The following is a 21447-nucleotide window of genomic DNA, read 5'->3' as shown; positions in this document are numbered from 1 at the left end:
GCGCGGACGGCGTTAACTTCCGCTCAACCACGTTCTTGAACCCGTGCTTAACCAACGGGCTGCTAAGACCGCCTCATGTCCGAGTATGGTGGACAAGGAGTTATCTTCATGGCGAATTCTCTATCCATTCTGCGCGGCGCCAAGTTCGTCGTGTTCATTGGCGCAGCTCTCGCGCTGGCCGCTTGCGCCAACAAGCCGGGAGCCGGTGGTGCAGGTGGCATCGGTGCGGGTGGCATCGGTTCGGCGACTCCGGGCAGTGCCCAGGATTTCGTCGTCAATGTCGGCGACCGTATCTTCTTCGAGACCGACCAGACCGACATCTCGTCGGCCAACCGGTCGACGCTCGACAAGCAGGCGCAGTGGCTGCAGCAGTATCCGCGTTACCAGGTCACGGTCGAGGGCCATGCGGACGAGCGCGGCACGCGTGAATACAACATCGCGCTGGGCGCCCGTCGCGCCACCAACACCAAGAACTACCTGGTCTCGCGCGGCATCGCGCCGAACCGCATCCGCACCATCTCCTACGGCAAGGAGCGCCCGGTCGCGGTCTGCAACGACATCTCGTGCTGGTCGCAGAATCGCCGCGCCGTCACGGTGTTGAACAACGCCGGTTCCTGATCGACGTCCACCATACGAGTTTGACGGAAACGGCGGCCTCTGGCCGCCGTTTCTGTTCGTCCGCGCCCCAATTTGGCCGAACTCAAGCCCCCCAGATAGACGGATGGGTGCGATGCGGCGGAGCCGCGCCGCCACAATCGTTCAACGGATGGGCTGATGAGACAGAGAATTCCGATCCTGACCGCGATGCTCTTCGCGGCGGGACTGACCTTTGCGACGACGGGACCCGCCGACGCCGGCCTGTTCGACAAGCTTCGCGGCAACAATGCCGAGCAGAGCCCGCAGCCGCCCGGCAATGTCGGCGGCGTCGTCAACGTCCAGTCGCCCCAGAACGAGGGGCAATCGGCCATGCGCATGGACCGCATCGAGCAGCAGATGCGCGAGATGACCGGCCAGATCGAGCAGCTGACCTTCCAGGTCCGCCAGCTGCAGGAGCAGTTGCAGCGCGCCCAGCAGGATACCGATTTCCGCCTGAAGGGCGTCGAAGGCGGCGGCAAGCGTTCCGAAGCCCCGCCTGCGGCGGCGAAGCCCCGCGCCGACGCCGCGCCGGCGCAGCGCGCCGCCCCGCCGCCGGCCGATGCGATCGGGGCTGCCATCGGTTCCACCGACGGCGAGATGGATCCGGGCGCCGGCAATCCGGGGCAGGGCGCCCCGCCGCGCGCGCTCGGCCAGCTGACGCTCGATCCCAACGCGCCGATCGACCTTTCGCAGGGTGGCGGCGCTCCGCATGGCGCTGCGCCGCAGCCGACCGGCGACGCGCGCAGCGACTACGAGGCCGCATACGCCCTGGTGATGAAGGGCGACTATGACGTCGCCGAGGTTTCGTTCCGCCAGTTCCTGCAGGCGCATCCGCGCGACCCGCAGGCCGCCGACGCCCAGTACTGGCTCGGCGAGAGCCTCTATGCCCGCCAGGACTTTCGCGGCGCGGCTGACGCGTTCCTGTCCGGTTACAAGCAGTATCCGAAGAGCGGCAAGGCAGCCGATATGCTGCTGAAGCTCGGCATGTCGCTTTCCGGCCTCAACCAGCGCGAGGCGGCCTGCGCCACCTATGCCGAGGTGCTGAAGCAGTACCCGAAGAGTTCCAACGCGCTGCTGCAGCGGGTCAAGCAAGAACAGGCCAGTGCCAGCTGCTGAAGACCCCGGACGAATCGCGGACGCGACGCTCGAAGCGATCTTCGCGCCGTTCGCCGATCTCGAGCGCCTAGCGCTCGCCGTTTCCGGTGGCGCCGATTCCCTCGCCCTGCTGATCCTCGCGCAACGCTGGCGTTCCGCCCGCGAGCGGGGACCCGATCTCGTCGTGCTCACCGTCGACCACGGCCTTCGGCCGGAATCGGCGGATGAAGCGCGGTTCGTCGGCGACGTCGCCGCCCGTCACGGCCTTGCCTTCCGGAGCCTACGATGGGGCGGTCCGGCGCCTGCTTCCGGCGTGGAGGCCGCCGCCCGCGCCGCCCGCTACGCCCTCCTGATCGAAACCTGCCGCTCGCTCGGCGCCTCGCATCTCGCCACCGCGCATCACCGCGACGACCAGGCCGAGACCTTCCTGATGCGGCTGGCGCGCGGGTCCGGCGTCTACGGGCTCGCCGCGATGGCGCCCGACGTTGACCGCGCCGGCATTCATCTCGTCCGGCCGTTGCTCGACATCCCGCACGAGACGCTCGCCGGCGTCGTCCGCGAGGCGGGCCTCGCGCCGGTCGAAGATCCGCACAACCGCGATCGCGGTTTTGACCGCGTCCGCATCCGCGAACTCCTGCCGATCGTCGCGGCCGAGGGGCTCGATGCCGCGACGCTCGCGGCGACGGCCAGCCGCCTCGCGCGCGCCGCCGCCGCGCTCGATCTCTATGTCGGGCGCCTGTTCGACGCCGCCGCCATCGTCGACGCCACCGGCGCGGTGCGGCTGCGGGCGGACGCCTTCGCCTTGGAGCCGGACGAGATCCGCCTGCGCGCTTTGGCCCGGATCCTGCGCGCCGTCGGCGGCGCCGCCTATGTCCCCCGCCTCGAAAGCGTCGAGGCGCTGGAGGAGGCCATGCGCGTGCCGGCGGATTTCGCGGCGCGGACGCTCGCCGGCACGCTCGTCGATTGCCGCAAGGGCGAGTTCCGCTTCCAGCGCGAGCTCGGCCGCGACGGATTGGCAACGCTCGCCGTCGAGGGGGCGCGGGAGGGCGTCTGGGACGGCCGTTTCCGCTTCCGTTTCGAGGGGCCGACGGGCGCGGCGTTTACCATCGCGGCGCTTGGCGAGGCGGGACGGCGACAATTTGCCGTCTGCCTGCCGCAGGGCCTGCCGCGCGCCATCGAGGCGCTGCCGGCGCTATGGCGCGGCGCGGAGATCCTGGCTTGCCCCGGTCTCGGCGTGGCGGCCGACCCGGCATCGGGCGTCGTCTTTTCGGCGACCTCGCTGGTTGCGGCGCGGCTCGGCGATCCCGCCCGCCATGACGATCCGGCGGCCTGATCTAAACCATTGCCGCATTTTCCGCGTTTTCATTGACGATGCTCGTATTGGCTTACGCGGTCGGGCCACCTATCTTAGCTACAAATGAGCGGCACCCGGCCGCATCCTGCCCTTGAAGGGATTCTGATGAACGCGAATTTTCGCAACTTCGCAGTGTGGGTCATCATTGGCCTGCTGCTGATCGCCCTGTTCAATCTGTTCCAGAACCCGGGACCGCGCGCGGCCGGTCAGGACATTGCCTATTCGCAGTTCCTGAGCGACGTCGACAGCGGCCGCGTCCGAAGCGTGGTGATCGCCGGACAGCAGATCACCGGCAGCTACACCGACAATGCGAGCTTCCAGACCTTCGCGCCGAATGACGCCGATCTCGTCAAGCGGCTCGAGAACAAGGGCATCTCGATCACGGCGAAGCCGCCGACCGAGGGCGGCACCTCGCTGATCGGCGTTCTGATCTCCTGGTTCCCGATGTTCCTGATCCTGGCCGTGTGGATCTTCTTCATGCGGCAGATGCAGGGCGGCGCCGGCGGCAAGGCGATGGGCTTCGGCAAGTCCAAGGCCAAGCTCCTGACCGAGGCGCATGGCCGCGTCACCTTCGACGACGTCGCCGGTGTCGACGAGGCCAAGGAAGACCTGCAGGAGATCGTCGAGTTCCTGCGCGACCCGCAGAAGTTCCAGCGCCTCGGCGGCCGGATTCCGCGCGGCGTGCTCCTGGTCGGCCCTCCGGGCACCGGTAAGACGCTGACGGCCCGCGCCGTCGCCGGCGAAGCCAACGTGCCGTTCTTCACCATCTCGGGCTCCGACTTCGTCGAAATGTTCGTCGGCGTCGGCGCGTCCCGCGTCCGTGACATGTTCGAGCAGGCGAAGAAGAACTCACCCTGCATCATCTTCATCGACGAAATCGACGCGGTCGGCCGTCATCGCGGCGCCGGTCTCGGCGGCGGCAATGACGAGCGCGAGCAGACGCTGAACCAGCTCCTTGTCGAGATGGACGGCTTCGAGCAGAACGAAGGCGTCATCATCATCGCCGCGACCAACCGTCCGGACGTGCTGGACCCGGCGCTGCTGCGCCCCGGCCGTTTCGACCGCCAGGTCGTGATCCCGAACCCCGACGTCGTCGGCCGCGAGAAGATCCTGAAGGTGCATGCCCGCAAGGTGCCGATGGCGCCGGACGTCGAGCTGAAGACGCTCGCCCGCGGCACCCCCGGCTTCTCCGGCGCCGACCTGATGAACCTCGTCAACGAGGCGGCCCTTCTGGCGGCGCGGCGCAACAAGCGCATCGTCACCATGGCCGAGTTCGAGGACGCGAAGGACAAGGTGATGATGGGCGCCGAGCGCAAGTCGCTCGCCATGACCGCCGACGAGAAGCGGAACACCGCCTATCACGAGGCCGGCCACGCCATCATCGCGATGCTGCTCTCGGGCACGATCGACCCGATCCACAAGGCCACCATCATTCCGCGCGGTCGTGCGCTGGGCATGGTGATGACGCTGCCGGAGTCGGACCGTTACAACTGGACCTATGAGAAGGCCAAGTCGCGCCTGATCATGCTGTTCGGCGGCCGCGAGGCCGAGATCCTGACCTTCGGTCCGGAGAAGGTGACGACCGGTGCCTCGGGCGACATCCAGATGGCGACCAGCCTCGCGCGCTCCATGGTGATGGAGTGGGGCATGTCGGAGCGTCTCGGCCGCGTGCGCTATCGCTCAAACGAGCAGGAGGTCTTCCTGGGCCATTCGGTGGCGCAGTCGACCAACATCTCGGACGAGACCGCCAAGATCATCGACGAGGAAGTTCGCAAGCTGATCGAGGAAGGCGAAAGCGAGGCGCGGCGTCTCATCACCGAGAACCGCGACAAGTTCATCGCCGTCGCCGAGGGGCTGCTCGAATACGAGACGCTCTCCGGCGAGGAGATCAAGAACCTGCTCGACGGCAAGCCGCCGATCCGCGACACCGGCGACGACGTGCCGCCCTCGCGCCCGTCCGTGGTTCCGACCACGCGTCGTCCGAAGGGCGACACCGGCCTGGAGCCGCAGCCGCAGGTCTGACCGGCGGGTTGTGAACATGAAAAGGGCGGGACCTCGCGGTCCCGCCCTTTTTCGTTGTGGCGCCGCGCGGCTCAGGCGGCCTTGCGGGCGGCGCCGGCGGCGAGGATCGCGGCGCTGTCGGTGATCACGGCGCCATAGATGGTGCGCAGGTATTCGATGGCCGCCTCGTTATCGACGCCGTCGAAGACGCAGACGCCGTCCGCCGGGATCTCGATGCCGTAGCCGCGGATGAACGCGCCATAGCTCGAATGGCGGACGCAGCAATGGGTGTGCTGGCCTGTGATCACCACGTCGGTGACGCCGTACTGCTTCAGGATCTCGTCGAGCCCGGTTTCGTCGAAGGCGCCGTAGAAGCGCTTGGGCGAGACGATCTCGCGCGGCGCGCCGATCGGCGCCAGCGCCTCGATCACCTCGGCACCCTTCGTCCCGGCCATGGCATGCGGGCCCCAGATGGCGATCTCGCCGTCATCGGCGCGGTGCGCGTCGTTGGAATAGACCACCATCCAGTCGGGTCGGCCGCGCGCGTGCTCGATCAGCTGCCGGATCACCGGCACGATCTTCGAGGCATGCGCCTCGTTCTGCAGAACGCCGGTGTAGAAGTCGTTCAGCATGTCGACGACGATGAGAGCCTTCATGGCCTGCTCCGGTACGGGGGAAGGGAGGTCTCCCATGCCACTCCGCCTGACGTCGGGAAAAGCACATTGCATATCGAGCTGTAATATTCGGGCGCCGAACCACCCGGCGATGGCGGAAACGCGGAATCCTCAATCAAATCTGTATCTTATGGTCAAAAAACGGGGCCAGCGCGCAGCGCCGCTCGCTCGCCGGTCGGTGCCGGGCGGGGCATGGCCATCGGGGCGTGTAACAGACGCTCACGATTTTTGAATTCTTTCGCCGCAATGCTGGTCTATGACTGCGCGCCTATCGACGGAGACGGATTCTACGCATGGTACGCAAATTCTTCGGCACGGACGGCATCCGCGGCAAGGCCAACACCTTTCCGATCACGCCGCAACTCGCGTTGCAGGTCGGGATCGCCGCCGGGCTCGCCTTCCGGAACGGAGGCCATCGGCACCGCGTGGTGATCGGCAAGGACACGCGCCTCTCCGGCTATATGATCGAGCCGGCGCTGACGGCGGGCTTCACCGCCGCCGGCATGGACGTGTTCCTGCTCGGCCCGATGCCGACGCCGGCCGTCGCCATGCTGACGCGTTCGCTGCGTGCCGATCTCGGCGTGATGATCTCCGCCTCGCACAACCCGTATGAGGACAACGGCATCAAGCTGTTCGGTCCCGACGGCTACAAGCTCTCCGACGAGACCGAGGCCAAGATCGAGGCGCTGATCGAGGAGGATCTCTCCGGCCGGCTGGCCGCCTCGGCCGATCTCGGCCGCGCCAAGCGCATCGACGGCATGCGCGACCGCTACATCGAGTTCGCCAAGCGGACGATGCCGAAGGCCTTCGACCTGACGGGCCTGCGCGTCGTCATCGATTGCGCCAATGGCGCCGCCTACAAGGTGGCGCCGGACGCGCTCTGGGAACTCGGCGCCGAGGTGATCACCATCGGCGACAAGCCGGACGGCTTCAACATCAACCTGGATGTCGGCTCGACGGCGCCGGACGCGCTGCGCCGGAAGGTGCATGAGGTGCGCGCCGATATCGGCATTGCGCTCGACGGCGACGCCGACCGCGTCATCGTCGTCGACGAGAACGGCGAGATCGTCGACGGCGACCAGCTGATGGCGGTGGTCGCGCAGTCCTGGGCCGAGGACGGCCTCCTGTCGCAGCCGGGCATCGTCGCGACGATCATGTCCAATCTCGGCCTCGAGCGTTATCTCGGCTCGCTCGGCCTGTCGCTCGCCCGCACCAAGGTCGGCGACCGTTATGTCGTCGAGCACATGCGCAGCCACGGCTACAACGTCGGCGGCGAGCAGTCCGGCCATCTGATCCTGTCGGATTTCTGCACCACCGGCGACGGCCTCGTCTCGGCGCTGCAGATCCTGGCCGTGGTGCGCAAGACCGGCAAACCGGTCAGCGAGGTCTGCCGCCGCTTCGAGCCGGTGCCGCAGATCCTGAAGAACATCCGCTTCGGCGGCGGCAAGCCGCTGGAGGCGGCGAGCGTCCAGGCGGCGATCGCCGAGGGCGAGGCGCGCCTCGGCCAAACCGGCCGTCTGGTGATCCGGCCCTCCGGCACCGAGCCGCTGATCCGCGTCATGGCGGAAGGTGACGACCACTCGCTGGTCGAGGCCGTCGTCGACGACATCATCGGCGCCCTGAAAGAGGTCGCCTGAGCCGATCGCTGGTTGATTCGCCGGCCACCTATCCCGGATTGCAAAAAGAGGCGCCGCGCCTTCCCGCGCGGCGCCTTCTTCATGTTTGGATGGAGCTCGCCCGGGATCCCATGTGGCTGCGTCGCCATGGTTTTATACTTAAGCTTCCCTTACGGCGGAAAGATCGTGGTTAAGAGTTGTAGTTAATCCAATGTTAAAGAGTTCTGGTTGAAATCCTCCCGATGAACATCTTCAGGATCGCGCGCGTCGCGGTTCGACCTTCGAGGGGGTTGTGAAATGAACACTTCGCGGACCATGGTGATCGCCCTGGCGATCGCGGCGGGCGTCAGCGGCGGTTTCGCTGGCTCGGCTGTCGCGGCGGATCTGGAGCCCTATGTCGAGCCGGTGCCGCTCGCCGTCGGCGGCTGGTATCTGCGCGGCGCCATCGGCATGAGCAACCAGCAGCTCGGCAGCCTCGACTACCAGTATTTCAACGAGCCGGGCTACGTCACCGACTGGATGAACGACGGCGATTTCTCGTCCGCCCCGACCTTCAGCCTCGGCGCCGGCTACAAGTTCAACGACTGGTTCCGCGCCGACCTGACCGGCCAGTATCGCGGCAAGGCGGATTTCTCTGCCGCGCAGCGCGTGACCAACACGATCAATCCCAATCTGCCGGGCTATTTCACGGACGACTACACGGCGCGCAAGTCGGAGTGGCTGTTCCTTGCCAACGGCTATGTCGACCTCGGCACCTACAGGGGCATCACGCCCTATGTCGGCGCCGGCATCGGCGCGTCGCGCAACACCATCTCGGACTTCCGCGACGTCAACAACGAGCTGAACGCCGGCGGCTATGCCGGCTCCGCATCGCAGTGGAATTTCGCCTGGGCCCTGCATGCCGGCCTCGGCTTTCAGGTCACAGAGAACCTGATCTTCGATCTCGGTTACTCCTACGTCGATCTCGGCAACGCCAAGACCGACACGGCCTACAACATCAACCCGGCCTTTTCGCGTCCGAACGACGGCTTCCAGTTCAAGAACATCACCTCGCACGACGTGAACTTCGGCATCCGCTACCAGTTCAACTGAGGCGGCTCGCACCGCACGAGTTCGGAGACGCGCCCCGGCGACGGGGCGCGTCTTTTTGTTGTCGGATCGCCCTTGCATTCCCCCCGGCCCAGGCGTAAACGCGTCGGCGGGACACGCCTCCCCAACGAGGCGCTTACTATCTGTGAGGATAGACTATGGCAGATCTCGCCACGCCCGGCCGCCGGCCGGTGAACGCCAATTATTCTTCCGGCCCCTGCGCCAAGCGTCCTGGTTGGACCTTCGAAGCGCTCAAGGATGCGGCTCTCGGCCGATCCCACCGGGCCAAGATCGGCAAGACCAAGCTCCAGAAGGCGATCGACCTCACCCGCGAGGTTCTCGGCGTGCCGGCGGATTACCGCATCGGCATCGTGCCGGCCTCGGACACCGGCGCCGTCGAGATGGTGCTGTGGTCGGCGCTCGGCGCCCGCGGCGTCGACATGCTGGCCTGGGAGTCGTTCGGCGAGGGCTGGGTCACCGACGTCGTCAAGCAGCTGAAGCTTGAGGACGTCCGCACCTTCAAGGCCGATTACGGCCAGCTGCCGGATCTCGGCAAGGTCGATTTCGACCGCGACGTCGTCTTCACCTGGAACGGCACCACCTCCGGCGTCCGCGTCCCGAACGGTGACTGGATCGACGCAGACCGCGCCGGCCTGACCATCTGCGACGCCACCTCGGCCGCCTTCGCGCAGGATCTCGCCTGGGACAAGCTCGATGTCGTCACCTTCTCCTGGCAGAAGGTTCTCGGCGGCGAGGGCGCCCACGGCATGCTGATCCTCTCGCCTCGCGCCGTCGAGCGGCTCGAGACCTACAAGCCCGCCTGGCCGCTGCCCAAGATCTTCCGCATGACCAAGGGCGGCAAGCTGATCGACGGCATCTTCGTCGGCGAGACGATCAACACCCCGTCGATGCTGGCGGTCGAGGATTATCTCGACGCGCTCACCTGGGCGCAGTCGCTCGGCGGCTGGAAGGCGCTGCAGGCGCGCGCCGACGCCAACTTGAAGGTGCTGGCCGACTGGGTCGCCAAGACCGACTGGATCGACTTCCTGCCGGTGGTCGAGAACACCCGCTCCAACACCTCGGTCTGTCTGATCATCACCGATCCGGCGGTCAAGGCGCTCGACGACGCGGCCCAGGCGGCCTTCGCCAAGGCGATCTCGACCGCGCTCGACAAGGCCGGCGTCGCCTATGACATCGGCTCCTATCGCGACGCCCCGGCGGGCCTGCGCATCTGGGCCGGCGCGACGATCGAGGCTTCGGATCTCGAGATCGTCACCGAGTGGCTCGACTGGGCCTTCGCATCGCAGAAGGCCGCCCTGCAGGCCGCCTGAGTTTCAGACGGCGGGGCCTCGGCCCCGCCCGTTCGCTCGACATTCCAGTTTTCATACCAGCGTCCGCACGCCCTCAGGCGTCATCCCCGCGAAAGCGGGGATCCATACGGCCCCAGGCTTCGGCTGCATGGATCCCGGATCTACGCTTCGCTTCGTCCGGGATGACGACGGCGCTAGGTAACCAGGGACACAAAGCACATGGCACCGCGCGTTCTCATTTCCGACAAGCTCTCCAAGACCGCCGTCCAGATCTTCAAGGATCGGGGCGTCGAGGTCGACTACCTGCCGGACCTCGGCAAGGACAAGGAGAAGCTGCTCGAGATCATCGGCAATTATGATGGTCTCGCCATCCGCTCGAATACCAAGGTGACCGAGAAGGTCATCGCTGCCGCGAAGAACCTCCGCGTCATCGGCCGCGCCGGCATCGGCGTCGACAATGTCGATATTCCGGCGGCGACGGCGAAGGGCATCATCGTGATGAACACGCCCTTCGGCAACTCGATCACCACGGCCGAGCACGCCATCGCGATGATCTTCGCGACGGCGCGCCAGATCCCCGAAGCCAACGCCTCGACCCAGGCCGGCAAGTGGGAGAAGAACCGCTTCATGGGCGTCGAGGTGACGGGCAAGACGCTCGGCATCATCGGCTGCGGCAATATCGGCTCGATCGTCGCCGAGCGCGGCGTCGGCCTGAAGATGCGCGTCATCGCCTTCGATCCGTTCCTGTCGCCGGACCGCGCCGTTGATCTCGGCGTCGAAAAGGTCGAGCTGGAGGAACTGTTCCGCCGCGCCGACTTCATCACCCTGCACACGCCGCTGATCGACAAGACGCGCGGCATCATCGACGCCAAGGCGATCGCGCAGATGAAGGACGGCGTCCGCATCATCAATTGCGCGCGCGGCGGCCTGGTCGTCGAGAAGGACCTCGCCGAGGCGCTGAAGTCCGGCAAGGTCGCCGGCGCCGGCTTCGACGTGTTCGAGGAAGAGCCCGCGACCGAGAACGTGCTGTTCGGCCTGCCCAACGTCGTCGCAACGCCGCATCTCGGCGCCTCGACCACGGAAGCGCAGGAGAATGTCGCGCTGCAGGTCGCCGAGCAGATGGCCGATTATCTGGTCAAGGGCGCTGTCTCCAATGCGCTCAACATGCCGTCGATCACCGCCGAGGAAGCGCCGCGCCTGACGCCGTTCGTCAAGCTCGCCGAGCAGCTCGGCTCGTTCGCCGGCCAGCTCACCGAGACCGGCATCAAGGCGATCAAGCTCGAATATGAGGGCGAGGTCGCGGAGATGAACGTCCGCGCGCTGACCGCCGCGGCGCTCGCCGCCGTGCTGCGGCCGCAGCTGCAGTCGGTCAACATGGTCTCGGCCCCGGCGATCGCCAAGGAACGCGGCATCGCGATCGAGGAAGTCCGTCGCGAGCAGCAGGGCGCGTACGAGAACTACATCCGCCTGACGGTCACGACCGAGCGGCAGGAGCGTTCGGTCGCCGGCACGGTGTTCGGCGACGTCAACCCGCGCATCATCCAGATCAAGGGCATCAATATGGAGGCCGAGCTCGGCCCCCACATGCTCTACGTCACCAACAAGGACAAGCCGGGCTTCATCGGCCGCTTCGCCAGCCTGCTCGGCGGCGAGGGCATCAACATCGCGACCTTCAACTTGGGCCGCAAGGCGCCGGGCGAGGACGCGATTGCGCTGATCGGCGTCGACGAGGCGATCTCGGACAGCGTCATCGACCGCGTTAGCGCGCTCGAGGGCGTCGTCCAGGCCAAGCGCCTGACGTTCTGAGATATTTTCTCACTGCTGGAATGAAGAGGGGCGACGGGCAACCGTCGCCTCTTTTTTGTTTGACCGGAGTGGTTCAGGCACCGTCGTCATCCCCGCGAAGGCGGGGATCCATACGGCCGCGCTTTCTGGCGTTTCGCGCGGCCAACAACCCGGCGGAAATGGATCCCGGGTCAAGCCCGGGATGACGGCGAGGGTGCGGGGAGGGTGAGACTACCTTCCGAACGCCCGGATCCTGGCGAGGCTCAACTGCGCGATGGCGATGCCGCAGAGGATCAGGGCGTAGCCGGCGCCGTGATACCAGCGCGGCTGCTCGCCGAGGAACAGGATGGCGATGATCGAGCCGAAGACCGGCAGCAGGTGGAAGAACGGCCCGGCGCGATTCGGGCCGATCAGCGCGACGCCGCGGTTGAAGAACATGTAGGCGACGACCGAGGGGATCACGACGACATAGGCGAGGACCGCGAAGGTCAGCGGCGTCGCGTGGATGTACCGGCCGCTCATCATTTCCCAGATGGAGAAGGGCAGGATCATGATGGCGCCGGCCGGAATCGTGAAGCCCAGCATCGAGAGATAGTGGATGCGCGGGCCCTTTTTCAGCAGCGCCGAATAGAAGCCGTAGCAGCTGATCGCCACCAGCATGATGATGTCGCCGACATTCAGCGTCATGTGCAGAAGCACGGCCGGATCGCCACGGCAGATGATCAGGACGACGCCCGAGAGCGACAGGCAGACGCCGGTGATCTGAGCGGCCGACATGCGGTCGCGGAACAGGATCAGCGACCAGACGCCGATGACGAGCGGCGCGATCGACTGCATCAGCAGACCGTTCAACGCCTCGGTATATTGCAGCCCGTAATAGGCGAGCGTGTTGTAGGCGCCGATGCCGGAGGCGGCGAGCAGCAGCATGATGGCGAGGCTGCCGCGGATCGCCGGCCAGTCGCGCCGGAGATGCGGCCAGGCGAAGGGCAGGATGATCAGCGAGGCGCCGAGCCAGCGGATCTGCGCCAGCGCCACCGGCGGCATCGAGCCGGCGACATAGCGGCCGAGCACGATGTTGATCGCCCAGAACAGGAAGGTCAGCGCGAGCAGCAGATAGGGCCGGTTGAACAACCAGGTGAAGGCCCGGGAGAGGAGCGACATGGACTGGCCTCGGACAGCGGAATGTCTGGATAGCCTCGTCCGACCGTCGCTGCCAAGAGGCGGCGCGGTCGCGCCCGTCTCTCCCTCCCCGCAAGGGGGAGGGGACGGTCGAGGCGATGGCGCTGGCAAGTGCGGGCGACACCCGTTATGCGGGTTATGGCTTCTACCGCGCGTCATGGGGGAATCGGATGGCCGTACCAGCGAGCAAGGACGAGCTTCTCGAAGCTATCGGCTCCAACTTTGACAAGCTCATGAAGGATCTCGCCACGGTGCCGGCGGACCGTTCGGGCGAGAAGACGCTGGAGGGCCATGCGCAGGGGACGCGCATGAGCGTGCATGATCTCGTGGCCTATCTGACCGGCTGGAACGAGCTGGTGCTGAAATGGCATGCGCGGCGGGAGGCAGGGGAGCCCGTCGATTTCCCCGAGACCGGCTACAAATGGAACGAGCTCGGGGCGCTCGCCCAGAAGTTCTATGCCGATTACGAGGCGCTGCCGTTCGACGCGCTGCTGCGGCGTTTCTCCGAGGCCAAGGAAAGCCTCGTCGCGCTGATCGGGCGCAAGGACGACGCCGCGCTCTATGGCGCGCCCTGGTACGAGAAATACACCATGGGCCGGATGATCCAGTTCAACACGTCCTCGCCCTATGCCAATGCGCGCGGGCGGCTACGCAAGTGGAAGAAGGAGAACGGCATCGCCTGAAGGGCGTGTCGCCGCAATTTTCACGAGAAGCGCGCAATTGTGGCGCGGCGATACCACAATCGCCCGTTATGCGGCAGAAGCGTCGCCGGGAGTTTACGGGTAGCGGCGCTTGCTCATGCAGGGGTAGCCAGGACGGCCATGAAGATCCTCGCTCTGTCGTTCGCGGCGCTGGCCGCCAGCAGCGCCGGCGCGCTTGCCGGCGATCTCGCGATTGCCAGCCGCGTCACTGCCGTGACGGTGCATCCGCAGGGGGCGGCCGTGCAGCGCGAGGCTTCCTTCTCGGTGCCGCACGGCGTTTCCGTCCTGGTGGCGCGCGACCTCCCGACCGACATGGCGACCGACAGCCTGCGCGTCGAGGGCATCGCCGCCGGCGGCGTCACCATCCGTTCCGTCGAGACCCGCCCGGAGCCGGCCGACCCGGAAGCCGATCCGGTGCGCAACGCGATCGCGGACGAGATCGAGACGCTGGAGGATCGCGTCGGCGGGCTGGACGACCGGCTCGCCGCGCTCGACCTCAGGCTCAAATTCATCGACGGGCTGGCGGAAAACCTGCCGCAGGGTTTCGCCAAGAACTTCGCCGAAGGCAAGGGCGTCGACAATTGGGCCCAGACCGGCGAAGGGCTCGCCGCCGAGCGCGAGAAGATCGACGCGCTGCGCACCGCCGTGCGGATGGACAAGCGCGGGCTCGAGAAGCAGATCGTGGGACGCCGGAAGGCGCTCGACATGCTGCCGCCGGTGCTGCCGAAGCTCTCGGCGCGGATCGAGGTCACGGCCGCCGAGGCCGCCACCGGCAAGCTGACGCTCGGCTATCGCACCCAGTCTGCCGGCTGGAGCCCGGCCTATGACGTTTCGCTTTCCCTCGGCGAGGCGGGCGCGGAGCCGAAGCTCGAACTCGTCCGCCGCGCCGAACTGCATCAGGAGACCGGCGAGGACTGGTCCGGCGTGGCGCTGTCGCTGTCGACGCTGCGCCCGGCGGAGGGAACGCAGGCGCCCGAGCCCTATGAGAGCGTCGTGCGATTCGTTCCGCGCTATGACGCCAAGGTCGCCCGCGAATCGCTCGCCGTGGCGCGGCCCGCTCCGGCGCCGCCGATCGCCGCCGATGCGGCGGCGGGTGGCTATGGCGCGATGGCCAATTCCGAGGCCGTCGCCGATTTCGGCGATTTCCGCGCCGAGTACCGTATTCCGGATCCGGTCTCGGTGGCCTCGGGGCAGGGGAGCCGCTCGGTCAGGATCGCGACGGAGAGCCTGAAGCCGACGCTGGAAGTCCGCGCCGTGCCGGCGGTTAGCGACGCGGCCTATCTGACGGCGCGCTTCAAGAACACTTCCGGCGCGCCCTATGTCGGCGGCGAGGCGGTGCTCTATCGCGACGGCGCCTTCGCCGGCACCGTGCCGCTCGACTTCACGGCGCCGGAAGGCGAGGTCGCGCTCGGCTTCGGCATTGACGACAAGGTCGCCGTCACGCGGACCAAACTGCAGCAGAAGACCGGCGAGCGCGGGCTGATCTCGACCGAGAAGACGGACGAGCGGCGCTACCAGATCAAGGTGGAGAACCGGCACGACCGGCCGATGACGATCGTGGTGCTCGACCAGCTCCCCGTCGCTGAGGCGAAGACGATCGCCGTCGAGCCCCTGGCCGGCGCGACGCCGCCGACGGAAATGGCGGTCGCCGGCCGGCGCGGCGTGGTCGCCTGGCGCTATGATTACGCCGCCGGCGAGACCCGGGAGATCGTCCACGCCTTCGCCATCAGCTGGCCATCGGACCAGGATGTGTTCTGGGAGAATTGAACCTCGGAGATGCGCCGGCGGGGGGTCGCGCCGGCCAAGCGGAGTCTATATAGTCCGCGCGCTTCGTCCCGGTGCTTAGCCGGGAACGAGGCCTATCGCGCGCCGCGCAGCGCGGCATGAGTGTGGCAGGACGTCGAAAAGGGAAGTCTCAATGGCGAATGTAGTCGTCGTCGGATCGCAATGGGGCGACGAAGGCAAGGGCAAGATTGTTGATTGGCTCTCCGAGCGCGCCGACATCGTCGTGCGCTTCCAGGGCGGACATAATGCCGGCCACACGCTCGTCATCGACGGCGTTTCCTACAAGCTCAGCCTGCTTCCCTCGGGCGTCGTGCGTCCGGGCAAGCTCGGCGTCATCGGCAACGGCGTCGTCGTCGACCCGCATGCGCTGGTGGCCGAGATCGGCCGTCTCGAGGCGCAGGGCGTCAAGGTTTCGCCCGACAATCTCCGCATCGCCGAGAATGCCGCGCTGATCCTGTCGCTGCACCGCGATCTCGACGCGTTCCGCGAGAACAGCACCACCGGCACCCGCATCGGCACCACCAAGCGCGGCATCGGCCCGGCCTATGAAGACAAGGTCGGCCGTCGCGCCATCCGCGTCATGGACCTCGCCGACCTGCCGGCGCTGCGCGACAAGATCGAGCGTCTGCTGGCGCATCACAACGCGCTGCGCCGCGGCCTCGGCCAGGACGAGATTTCGGTCGAGTCGCTCTATGAGGAGCTCGCCTCCGTCGCCGACAAGGTCCTGCCCTTCATGGATTCGGTCTGGCAGCTGCTCGACCGTGAGCGCCGGGCCGGCAAGCGCATCCTGTTCGAGGGCGCGCAGGGCGCGTTGCTCGATATCGACCACGGCACCTATCCGTTCGTCACCTCGTCCAACACCGTCGCTGGCCAGGCCTCGACCGGTTCGGGCGTCGGTCCGGGCGCGGTCGGCTACGTGCTCGGCATCACCAAGGCCTATACGACCCGCGTCGGCGAGGGTCCGTTCCCGACCGAGCAGACCGGCGAAGTCGGCGATTTCCTCGGCACGCGCGGTCATGAATTCGGCACCGTCACGGGCCGCAAGCGCCGTTGCGGCTGGTTCGATGCCGTGCTGGTGCGCCAGACGATCCGCACCTCCGGCATCACCGGAATCGCGCTGACGAAGCTCGATGTTCTCGACGGCCTTGAAGAAATCAAGATTTGCGTTGGATATAGGCTCGACGGCCGCGAGATCGACTATCTCCCGGCATCCCAGGCGGCGCAGGCCCGGGTCGAACCGATCTACGAGACGCTGGAAGGCTGGAAGGATTCCACCGCCGGCGCCCGTAGCTGGAACGACCTCCCGGCCCAGGCCGTCAAGTATGTGCGTCACGTCGAGGAACTGATCGGCGCGCCCGTTGCGCTCCTGTCGACCAGTCCGGAACGCGACGATACAATTCTGGTTCAGGATCCGTTTCAGGACTAAGGCTGTCGATCTCAGGCGCCGGTTCGGACATGTCAGTTAGTAGAATGGGACAATGACCGACTATTACGCGGTATTGAAGAAGGCGGTCTCCGGGTTCGACAGCGAATCCGGGGACGCGCGTCGTTCGGTTTACGACAAGGCGCGCACCGCGCTGATCGCCCAGTTGAAGTCGATCGATCCTCCCCTGACGACGTCCGAGATTTCCCGCCAGCGCCTGGAGCTGGAAGAGGCGATCCGCAAGGTGGAGCGCGAGGCGAGCGTCGCCCGCGCGGCACCGGTGCGGATCAGCGCGGCTGCCGCCGTCGCCGAGGCGCTCGGCACCGCTCCCGAGCCGGAACCTGCCGAGGCGCAGGATCACGAGCCGGAAGAAGAACAGGAGGAGGCGGTTTCGCCTCCGCCGCCACCACCACCCCCGCCGCCGGCTCCGAAGCCGGTGCTGCGGCAGGCGGAGCCTGCCCGTCCGGCGCCGATCCCGACGCCGCGCGCGCCGGTTCCCGCTCCCGTCCTGACGCCGCCTCCGCCGCCGATCTCGCTCGAGGAGGAGGCGCTTCACCACGACGACGTCCTGCTTCCGGAGGAGCTGGAGCCGGAATGGCACGAGCCGGAACCCGAGCCGGCGCCCGCGCCGCTGCTTCGCCAGCCGGCGCCGATCCAGCCGCAATGGCCGCAGGTGACGCCGAAGCCGGAATTCACCGCCGATCGGCAGGCCCCGCAGGGCGGCCGGCGCGAGCCGACGCTTTCCGTCGATCATCATGACGAACCGCGCTTCGACGAGCCGCGTTTCGATCTCGACGACGATATGGACCAGGGCCGCCGCTCGGCCGACGCCGACTGGGCGCCGGAGCCGACATTCGGCGATGCGCCGACGATCGACGCCGGCTTCGACGAGCCGCGCGCCCGCGCCGGCCGTCAGGCAGGCCGCGAACGCGGCCGCCCGGCTGCCGAACGGCCCGCCGTCTATGTCGAGCGCAGCAAGCCGTCGCGCCTGCCGACGCTGATCCTTCTCGTCCTGATCGGCCTGCTGCTCGGCGGCATCGCCGCGCTCGCCTGGTCGCAGCGCAGCGTCGTCAAGGACGTGATCGGCGATCTCATCAGTTCGGCCGAGGGCGGTGCCAAGCCGACGCTGAGCGAAAATCCCGAGCCCGCTCCGGCGAGCACCAAGAATGCCGACCGGCTCGGCGGCGAGCCCGTCGTCGATGCGCCGAAGACGGTTCGCACCGTCGAGGCGCAGCCCGCGCCGGGCGACCAGGAGGTCGATCCGCTCGCCGGCGTGGTGGCGCCCGAGGGAACGCGTTCCGCCGCCGCGGAGCCGGCTCCGGCCCAGCCCGCGCCCGCCGCGCCGCCGGCCGCCGCAGCCGACAGCAATGCCGGCGCGGCCGACGATTCGCTCGTCGCCCAGAAGGCCATCCTCTACGAGCAGCCGACCGACGGCAGCCAGAACGTCAAGGTGGTGCCCGCCACGGCGACGTGGAAGTTCAACGCCAACTCCTCGAACGGCCCGGAGATCCAGGCGCAGCTCGAGGTGCCCGAGAAGGGCATGAAGGTGACGCTGAACATCCGCAAGAACAACGACAGCGCGCTGCCGGCCAGCCATCTCGTCGAGATCGTCGTCGACACCCCGGCCAATTTCGCCGGCGGCGGCGTCAAGTCGGTGCCGGCGCTGGTGATGAAGCCGACCGAGGAATCGCGCGGCCAGCCGCTCGACGGCGCCGCGGCCAAGGTCGCGGACGGCTTCTTCTGGATCGCCTTCTCGAACGACGCCCAGCCGATGGCGCAGAACGTCGCCCTGCTGCGCGAGCGCAACTGGATCGACCTGCCGATCGTCTACAACAACGATCAGCGCGCCATCCTGACCTTCGAGAAGGGAACGCCGGGCCAGCGTGTGTTCGACAAGGCCATGGCCGCCTGGGGCAACAACTAGCCAACACCAATCCGGCAGGATGAACCGCGAAACCGCGGCTCATCCTGCGTGACGCTTGCCGGCCGCCGCGCGGGGGTCAGCCTGCCGCGATGCGCTCGGGGATGTCGCCGGCGCGCAGCATCCTGAGGAAGGCGCTGGAAGCGCTCGACGAACTGCCGCCCTTGCGCTCGATCAGGCCGATGCGGCGGGAGATCTCCGGCTCCGTGATCGGGATGATCCGGGCCCGCTTCGGGTTCACCCGCGCGACGCTCAGCTCCGGCAGCAGCCCGACGCCGAGGCCCGCCTCGACCAGCGAGATGACCGAATCGGCCCGCGTCAGCACGTGCGACGTGCCGATCTCCATGCCGTTGTCGCGCAGCACCTGCTCCAGCACGTCGCGGATGCCCGTGCCCTTGGCGAGCGTGATCAGCTCGCGCTCCGGCAGGGCCGCGAGCGGCAGGGTGTCCATCCGGCCGAGCGGGTGTTCCAGCGGCACGACGGCGAAGAAGCGTTCCTCGAACAGCGGCGAGAAGGAGAGATCCATCTGGCGTCCGATGCCGGGGCCGACGCCGAAATCGGCGATGCCCTGGCGCACGAGGTGATCGACGCCTTCCGAGATCTCCTCCAGCAGCCGCACGTCGATATCCGGAAAGGCCCGGCGGAATTCCGCCATCAGCGGCGGCAGGACGCTGTTCGCCAGCGACGGCGTCGCCGCGATGGTGACCCGGCCATGCTTCAGCGCCGCCTGCTCGCGAACCTCCGTGACCGCGACCTCTAGGTCCGACAGCATCTTGGTCACGCGCTCGAAGAAGCGTTCGCCCTCGGTCGTCAGCTGGATCCGCCGGGTGGTGCGGCTGAAGAGCGTGACGCCCAGCTCGCTCTCCAGTTCCTTGATCTGCGCGCTCAGCGTCGGCTGCGAAATGCCCACGCGCTGCGACGCGCGCAGGAACTGACCCTCCTCGGCGATGACGAGGAAGTTGCGCAGCTTCTGAAGCGTGAGTGACACCCGATTTCCCCTTTGCCCGCAGGCGGTTCCCGCAAGCGCGGCTCGCCGATCTCAGCGGTTCTGAGCCGCAACTTATATCGCCCGCGCGCGCAAACGCGAGGGGAGCGGCGGGCCGGCATCGCTATTCCGCGACCTCGCGCTCCCCGCTCTGCCGGGCCGCGCTCTCGCGAAAAACTGTTTCCTGACCGCCCGGAAGTTTCGAATCGAAGCCCTCCTATAAATAGACGCTATATATAGGATTGACCTCATGTTGATCGCGCAAGCGACCAAGGAGGGGTCATGTCCGAAATCGCAGGCGAGCGCCTCGCAGCTACCCGGCCAGCCACCCGGCGCAATCCGCTCGGGGCCCAGGTCCGGACTTGGTTCAAAGGGGCAAGGGCTGCGGAAATCCTCGCGTCCTTCGCCCGTCGCGCCGTGGTTCCGATTCTGCTGATCGCGCTCTGGCAATTGGCGGCGAGCCGGGAATGGGTGGACCGCGCCGCGCTGGAATCGCCCGCACAGGTCTGGGCCACCTTCGTCGAGCTGGCGTCGACCGGCGAGATCCTCGTCCATATCGGCACGTCGCTGCGGCGCGTGCTCTACGGTCTCGCGATCGGGGGCACGCTGGCGGTCTTCATGGGCGTGATCTCCGGCCTCTCCCGCGTCGGCGAGGAGGCGATCGATCCGCCGCTGCAGATGATCCGCGCCATGCCCTCGCTCGGCATGGCGCCGCTCCTGGTCATCTGGCTCGGGATCGATGAGGGCGTGAAGGTCGGCCTGGTCGCGATCGGCGTCGTCTTTCCGCTCTACATCAACCTCTACAAGGGCATTCGCGGCATCGACCGCCGCTATGCGGAGCTCGCCCAGATCTGCGGCGCCAGCCGGCGCGAGCTGCTGACGCGGGTGATCCTGCCCGGTGCACTGCCCTCGGCGCTGGTCGGCCTGCGCCTCTCGCTCGGCATCGCCTGGCTCAGCCTTGTCATTGGCGAGGGCATCAATGCGCAGGGCGGCATCGGCTATCTCGTCGCGCAGGGCCGCAACGCGCTGCAGACCGACTGGATCATCCTCGGCCTGATCCTCTATGCGATCCTCGGCCTCGCCATGGAGGCGCTGGTGCGCCTGCTCGAATGGCGCCTGCTCCCCTGGAACCGGAGCTTCCTGCGATGAACGCTCCCCTGAGGCAGTCTCGCCAGACGAGCCCCGATATCGGGCTCGAAGCGATCGACGTGCGCAAATCCTTCGGCGAGCGTACCATCCTCGACGGGGTCAACCTCTCGCTGCCGCGCGGCCAGATCCTGGCGATCGTCGGCGAGTCCGGCTGCGGCAAGAGCACGTTGCTGCGCCTCTTCGCCGGCTTGGACACCGCCTCGGACGGCGCCGTCTTCGTCGCCGGCAAGGTATCCGTCGCCTTCCAGGACTCGCGCCTGATGCCCTGGCTGAAGGTGTGGGAAAATGTCGCTTTCGGCCTGCCTTTCTCGCGGCGCGAGAAGCGCGAGAAGGCGCTCGGCGTGCTGGCGGAGGTCGGGCTCGGTCATCTCCGCGACGCCTGGCCGGGGACGCTTTCCGGCGGCGAGGGGCAGCGCGTCGCGCTTGCCCGCGCGCTGATCCGCGACCCGGCGGCGCTGCTTCTCGACGAGCCGTTCGGCGCGCTGGACGCGCTGACGCGCATCCGCATGCACGCGCTGCTCCTCGGCCTCTGGCGTAAGCACGGCTTCACCGTCGTCATCGTCACCCACGACGTCGACGAGGCGCTGACGCTGGCCGACCGCGTCGTCGTGCTCGGCGAGGGGCGCGTCCTCGACCAGTTCCCGGTCGAGGCGTCGCATCCGCGCAACCGCCTCGATCCCGATTTCGGCCGCCTGCGTGATCGGATCTTCACGCAACTCGGCGTGCCCACCGTCTGATCCCTCC

Annotated in this window: 17 protein-coding genes; 14 read left to right on the top strand and 3 right to left on the bottom strand. The window is 67.4% G+C overall.

Annotation, left to right across the window (positions count from 1 at the left end; translation table 11 throughout):
* Window positions 1–108: 108 nt before the first annotated feature.
* From pal to ftsH, 4 genes are all read left to right on the top strand, one after another.
* The gene (pal, locus tag AC6HZP_RS20445) at window positions 109–618 is read left to right on the top strand and encodes a peptidoglycan-associated lipoprotein Pal (RefSeq protein WP_201400768.1); all 510 of its coding nucleotides are present in this window, start codon (window positions 109–111) and stop codon (window positions 616–618) included.
* A gap of 156 nt (window positions 619–774) precedes the next feature.
* On the top strand, window positions 775–1752 hold the full coding sequence (gene ybgF, locus AC6HZP_RS20440; protein WP_201400767.1) for a tol-pal system protein YbgF: 978 nt from the start codon (window positions 775–777) through the stop codon (window positions 1750–1752).
* Complete coding sequence (gene tilS / locus AC6HZP_RS20435; RefSeq protein ID WP_497524339.1) at window positions 1739–3064, top strand: tRNA lysidine(34) synthetase TilS; 1326 nt, start codon at window positions 1739–1741, stop codon at window positions 3062–3064. The genes ybgF and tilS overlap by 14 nt, the downstream gene beginning before the upstream one ends.
* 126 nt (window positions 3065–3190) lie before the next feature.
* Window positions 3191–5107 carry an ATP-dependent zinc metalloprotease FtsH gene (ftsH, locus tag AC6HZP_RS20430; RefSeq protein ID WP_201400765.1) on the top strand — a complete coding sequence of 639 codons (1917 nt, stop codon included), beginning with the start codon at window positions 3191–3193 and terminating at the stop codon, window positions 5105–5107.
* 71 nt (window positions 5108–5178) lie between these two features.
* On the opposite strand, the gene AC6HZP_RS20425 is transcribed toward ftsH, so the two are convergent.
* Window positions 5179–5742 carry a cysteine hydrolase family protein gene (locus AC6HZP_RS20425; protein WP_497524338.1) on the bottom strand — a complete coding sequence of 188 codons (564 nt, stop codon included), beginning with the start codon at window positions 5740–5742 and terminating at the stop codon, window positions 5179–5181.
* 311 nt (window positions 5743–6053) lie between these two features.
* Here AC6HZP_RS20425 and glmM point away from each other — a divergent pair, with 311 nt between their 5' ends.
* From glmM to serA, 4 genes are all read left to right on the top strand, one after another.
* A complete protein-coding gene (gene glmM, locus AC6HZP_RS20420; RefSeq protein WP_497524337.1) occupies window positions 6054–7397 on the top strand; it encodes a phosphoglucosamine mutase in 1344 nt (447 codons plus the stop codon).
* 276 nt (window positions 7398–7673) lie between these two features.
* On the top strand, window positions 7674–8468 hold the full coding sequence (locus tag AC6HZP_RS20415; protein ID WP_497524336.1) for an outer membrane protein: 795 nt from the start codon (window positions 7674–7676) through the stop codon (window positions 8466–8468).
* Between the two features lie 155 nt (window positions 8469–8623).
* Complete coding sequence (locus AC6HZP_RS20410; protein ID WP_497524335.1) at window positions 8624–9796, top strand: phosphoserine transaminase; 1173 nt, start codon at window positions 8624–8626, stop codon at window positions 9794–9796.
* A gap of 198 nt (window positions 9797–9994) precedes the next feature.
* Window positions 9995–11581 (top strand): phosphoglycerate dehydrogenase, encoded by a 1587-nt coding sequence (serA, locus tag AC6HZP_RS20405; RefSeq protein ID WP_201400760.1) that lies wholly within the window; start codon window positions 9995–9997, stop codon window positions 11579–11581.
* 210 nt (window positions 11582–11791) lie between these two features.
* On the opposite strand, the gene AC6HZP_RS20400 is transcribed toward serA, so the two are convergent.
* Window positions 11792–12721: a DMT family transporter gene (locus AC6HZP_RS20400; protein ID WP_497524334.1), complete on the bottom strand. Its 930-nt coding sequence runs from the start codon at window positions 12719–12721 to the stop codon at window positions 11792–11794.
* A 188-nt stretch (window positions 12722–12909) separates the two neighbouring features.
* Here AC6HZP_RS20400 and AC6HZP_RS20395 point away from each other — a divergent pair, with 188 nt between their 5' ends.
* From AC6HZP_RS20395 to AC6HZP_RS20380, 4 genes are all read left to right on the top strand, one after another.
* A complete protein-coding gene (locus AC6HZP_RS20395; RefSeq protein ID WP_497524333.1) occupies window positions 12910–13422 on the top strand; it encodes a ClbS/DfsB family four-helix bundle protein in 513 nt (170 codons plus the stop codon).
* Window positions 13423–13560: 138 nt separating this feature from the next.
* Window positions 13561–15207, top strand: coding sequence for a mucoidy inhibitor MuiA family protein (locus AC6HZP_RS20390; protein WP_497524332.1), 1647 nt, complete (start codon window positions 13561–13563; stop codon window positions 15205–15207).
* Window positions 15208–15358: 151 nt separating this feature from the next.
* Complete coding sequence (locus tag AC6HZP_RS20385) at window positions 15359–16651, top strand: adenylosuccinate synthase (protein ID WP_201400756.1); 1293 nt, start codon at window positions 15359–15361, stop codon at window positions 16649–16651.
* A gap of 52 nt (window positions 16652–16703) precedes the next feature.
* Window positions 16704–18572: a hypothetical protein gene (locus AC6HZP_RS20380; protein ID WP_497524331.1), complete on the top strand. Its 1869-nt coding sequence runs from the start codon at window positions 16704–16706 to the stop codon at window positions 18570–18572.
* A 76-nt stretch (window positions 18573–18648) separates the two neighbouring features.
* On the opposite strand, the gene AC6HZP_RS20375 is transcribed toward AC6HZP_RS20380, so the two are convergent.
* Window positions 18649–19557, bottom strand: a complete 909-nt coding sequence (locus AC6HZP_RS20375) for a LysR family transcriptional regulator (protein WP_497524330.1) — start codon at window positions 19555–19557, stop codon at window positions 18649–18651.
* 279 nt (window positions 19558–19836) lie between these two features.
* On the opposite strand from AC6HZP_RS20375, the gene AC6HZP_RS20370 reads away from it, so the two are divergent.
* Entirely contained in the window at window positions 19837–20703 is an 867-nt protein-coding gene (locus AC6HZP_RS20370; RefSeq protein WP_497524329.1) for an ABC transporter permease, read from the top strand.
* A complete protein-coding gene (locus tag AC6HZP_RS20365; protein WP_497524328.1) occupies window positions 20700–21440 on the top strand; it encodes an ABC transporter ATP-binding protein in 741 nt (246 codons plus the stop codon). Before AC6HZP_RS20370 ends, AC6HZP_RS20365 begins: the two co-directional genes overlap by 4 nt.
* The last annotated feature ends 7 nt before the right edge of the window (window positions 21441–21447 follow it).

The sequence above is a fragment of the Kaistia sp. SLG-1 genome (genome assembly GCF_059699055.1).
The sequence above is the reverse complement of the archived record's forward strand: the minus strand, read 5'-3'. Positions and strand labels throughout refer to the sequence as shown.

Coding starts and splice junctions, on each gene's coding strand:
- pal (WP_201400768.1), top strand. CDS start 109: ATGGCGAATTCTCTATCCATTCTGCGCGGCGCCAAGTTCGTCGTGTTC.
- ybgF (WP_201400767.1), top strand. CDS start 775: ATGAGACAGAGAATTCCGATCCTGACCGCGATGCTCTTCGCGGCGGGA.
- ftsH (WP_201400765.1), top strand. CDS start 3,191: ATGAACGCGAATTTTCGCAACTTCGCAGTGTGGGTCATCATTGGCCTG.
- AC6HZP_RS20425 (WP_497524338.1), bottom strand. CDS start 5,742: ATGAAGGCTCTCATCGTCGTCGACATGCTGAACGACTTCTACACCGGC.
- glmM (WP_497524337.1), top strand. CDS start 6,054: ATGGTACGCAAATTCTTCGGCACGGACGGCATCCGCGGCAAGGCCAAC.
- AC6HZP_RS20415 (WP_497524336.1), top strand. CDS start 7,674: ATGAACACTTCGCGGACCATGGTGATCGCCCTGGCGATCGCGGCGGGC.
- AC6HZP_RS20410 (WP_497524335.1), top strand. CDS start 8,624: ATGGCAGATCTCGCCACGCCCGGCCGCCGGCCGGTGAACGCCAATTAT.
- serA (WP_201400760.1), top strand. CDS start 9,995: ATGGCACCGCGCGTTCTCATTTCCGACAAGCTCTCCAAGACCGCCGTC.
- AC6HZP_RS20400 (WP_497524334.1), bottom strand. CDS start 12,721: ATGTCGCTCCTCTCCCGGGCCTTCACCTGGTTGTTCAACCGGCCCTAT.
- AC6HZP_RS20395 (WP_497524333.1), top strand. CDS start 12,910: ATGGCCGTACCAGCGAGCAAGGACGAGCTTCTCGAAGCTATCGGCTCC.
- AC6HZP_RS20390 (WP_497524332.1), top strand. CDS start 13,561: ATGAAGATCCTCGCTCTGTCGTTCGCGGCGCTGGCCGCCAGCAGCGCC.
- AC6HZP_RS20385 (WP_201400756.1), top strand. CDS start 15,359: ATGGCGAATGTAGTCGTCGTCGGATCGCAATGGGGCGACGAAGGCAAG.
- AC6HZP_RS20380 (WP_497524331.1), top strand. CDS start 16,704: ATGACCGACTATTACGCGGTATTGAAGAAGGCGGTCTCCGGGTTCGAC.
- AC6HZP_RS20370 (WP_497524329.1), top strand. CDS start 19,837: ATGTCCGAAATCGCAGGCGAGCGCCTCGCAGCTACCCGGCCAGCCACC.
- AC6HZP_RS20365 (WP_497524328.1), top strand. CDS start 20,700: ATGAACGCTCCCCTGAGGCAGTCTCGCCAGACGAGCCCCGATATCGGG.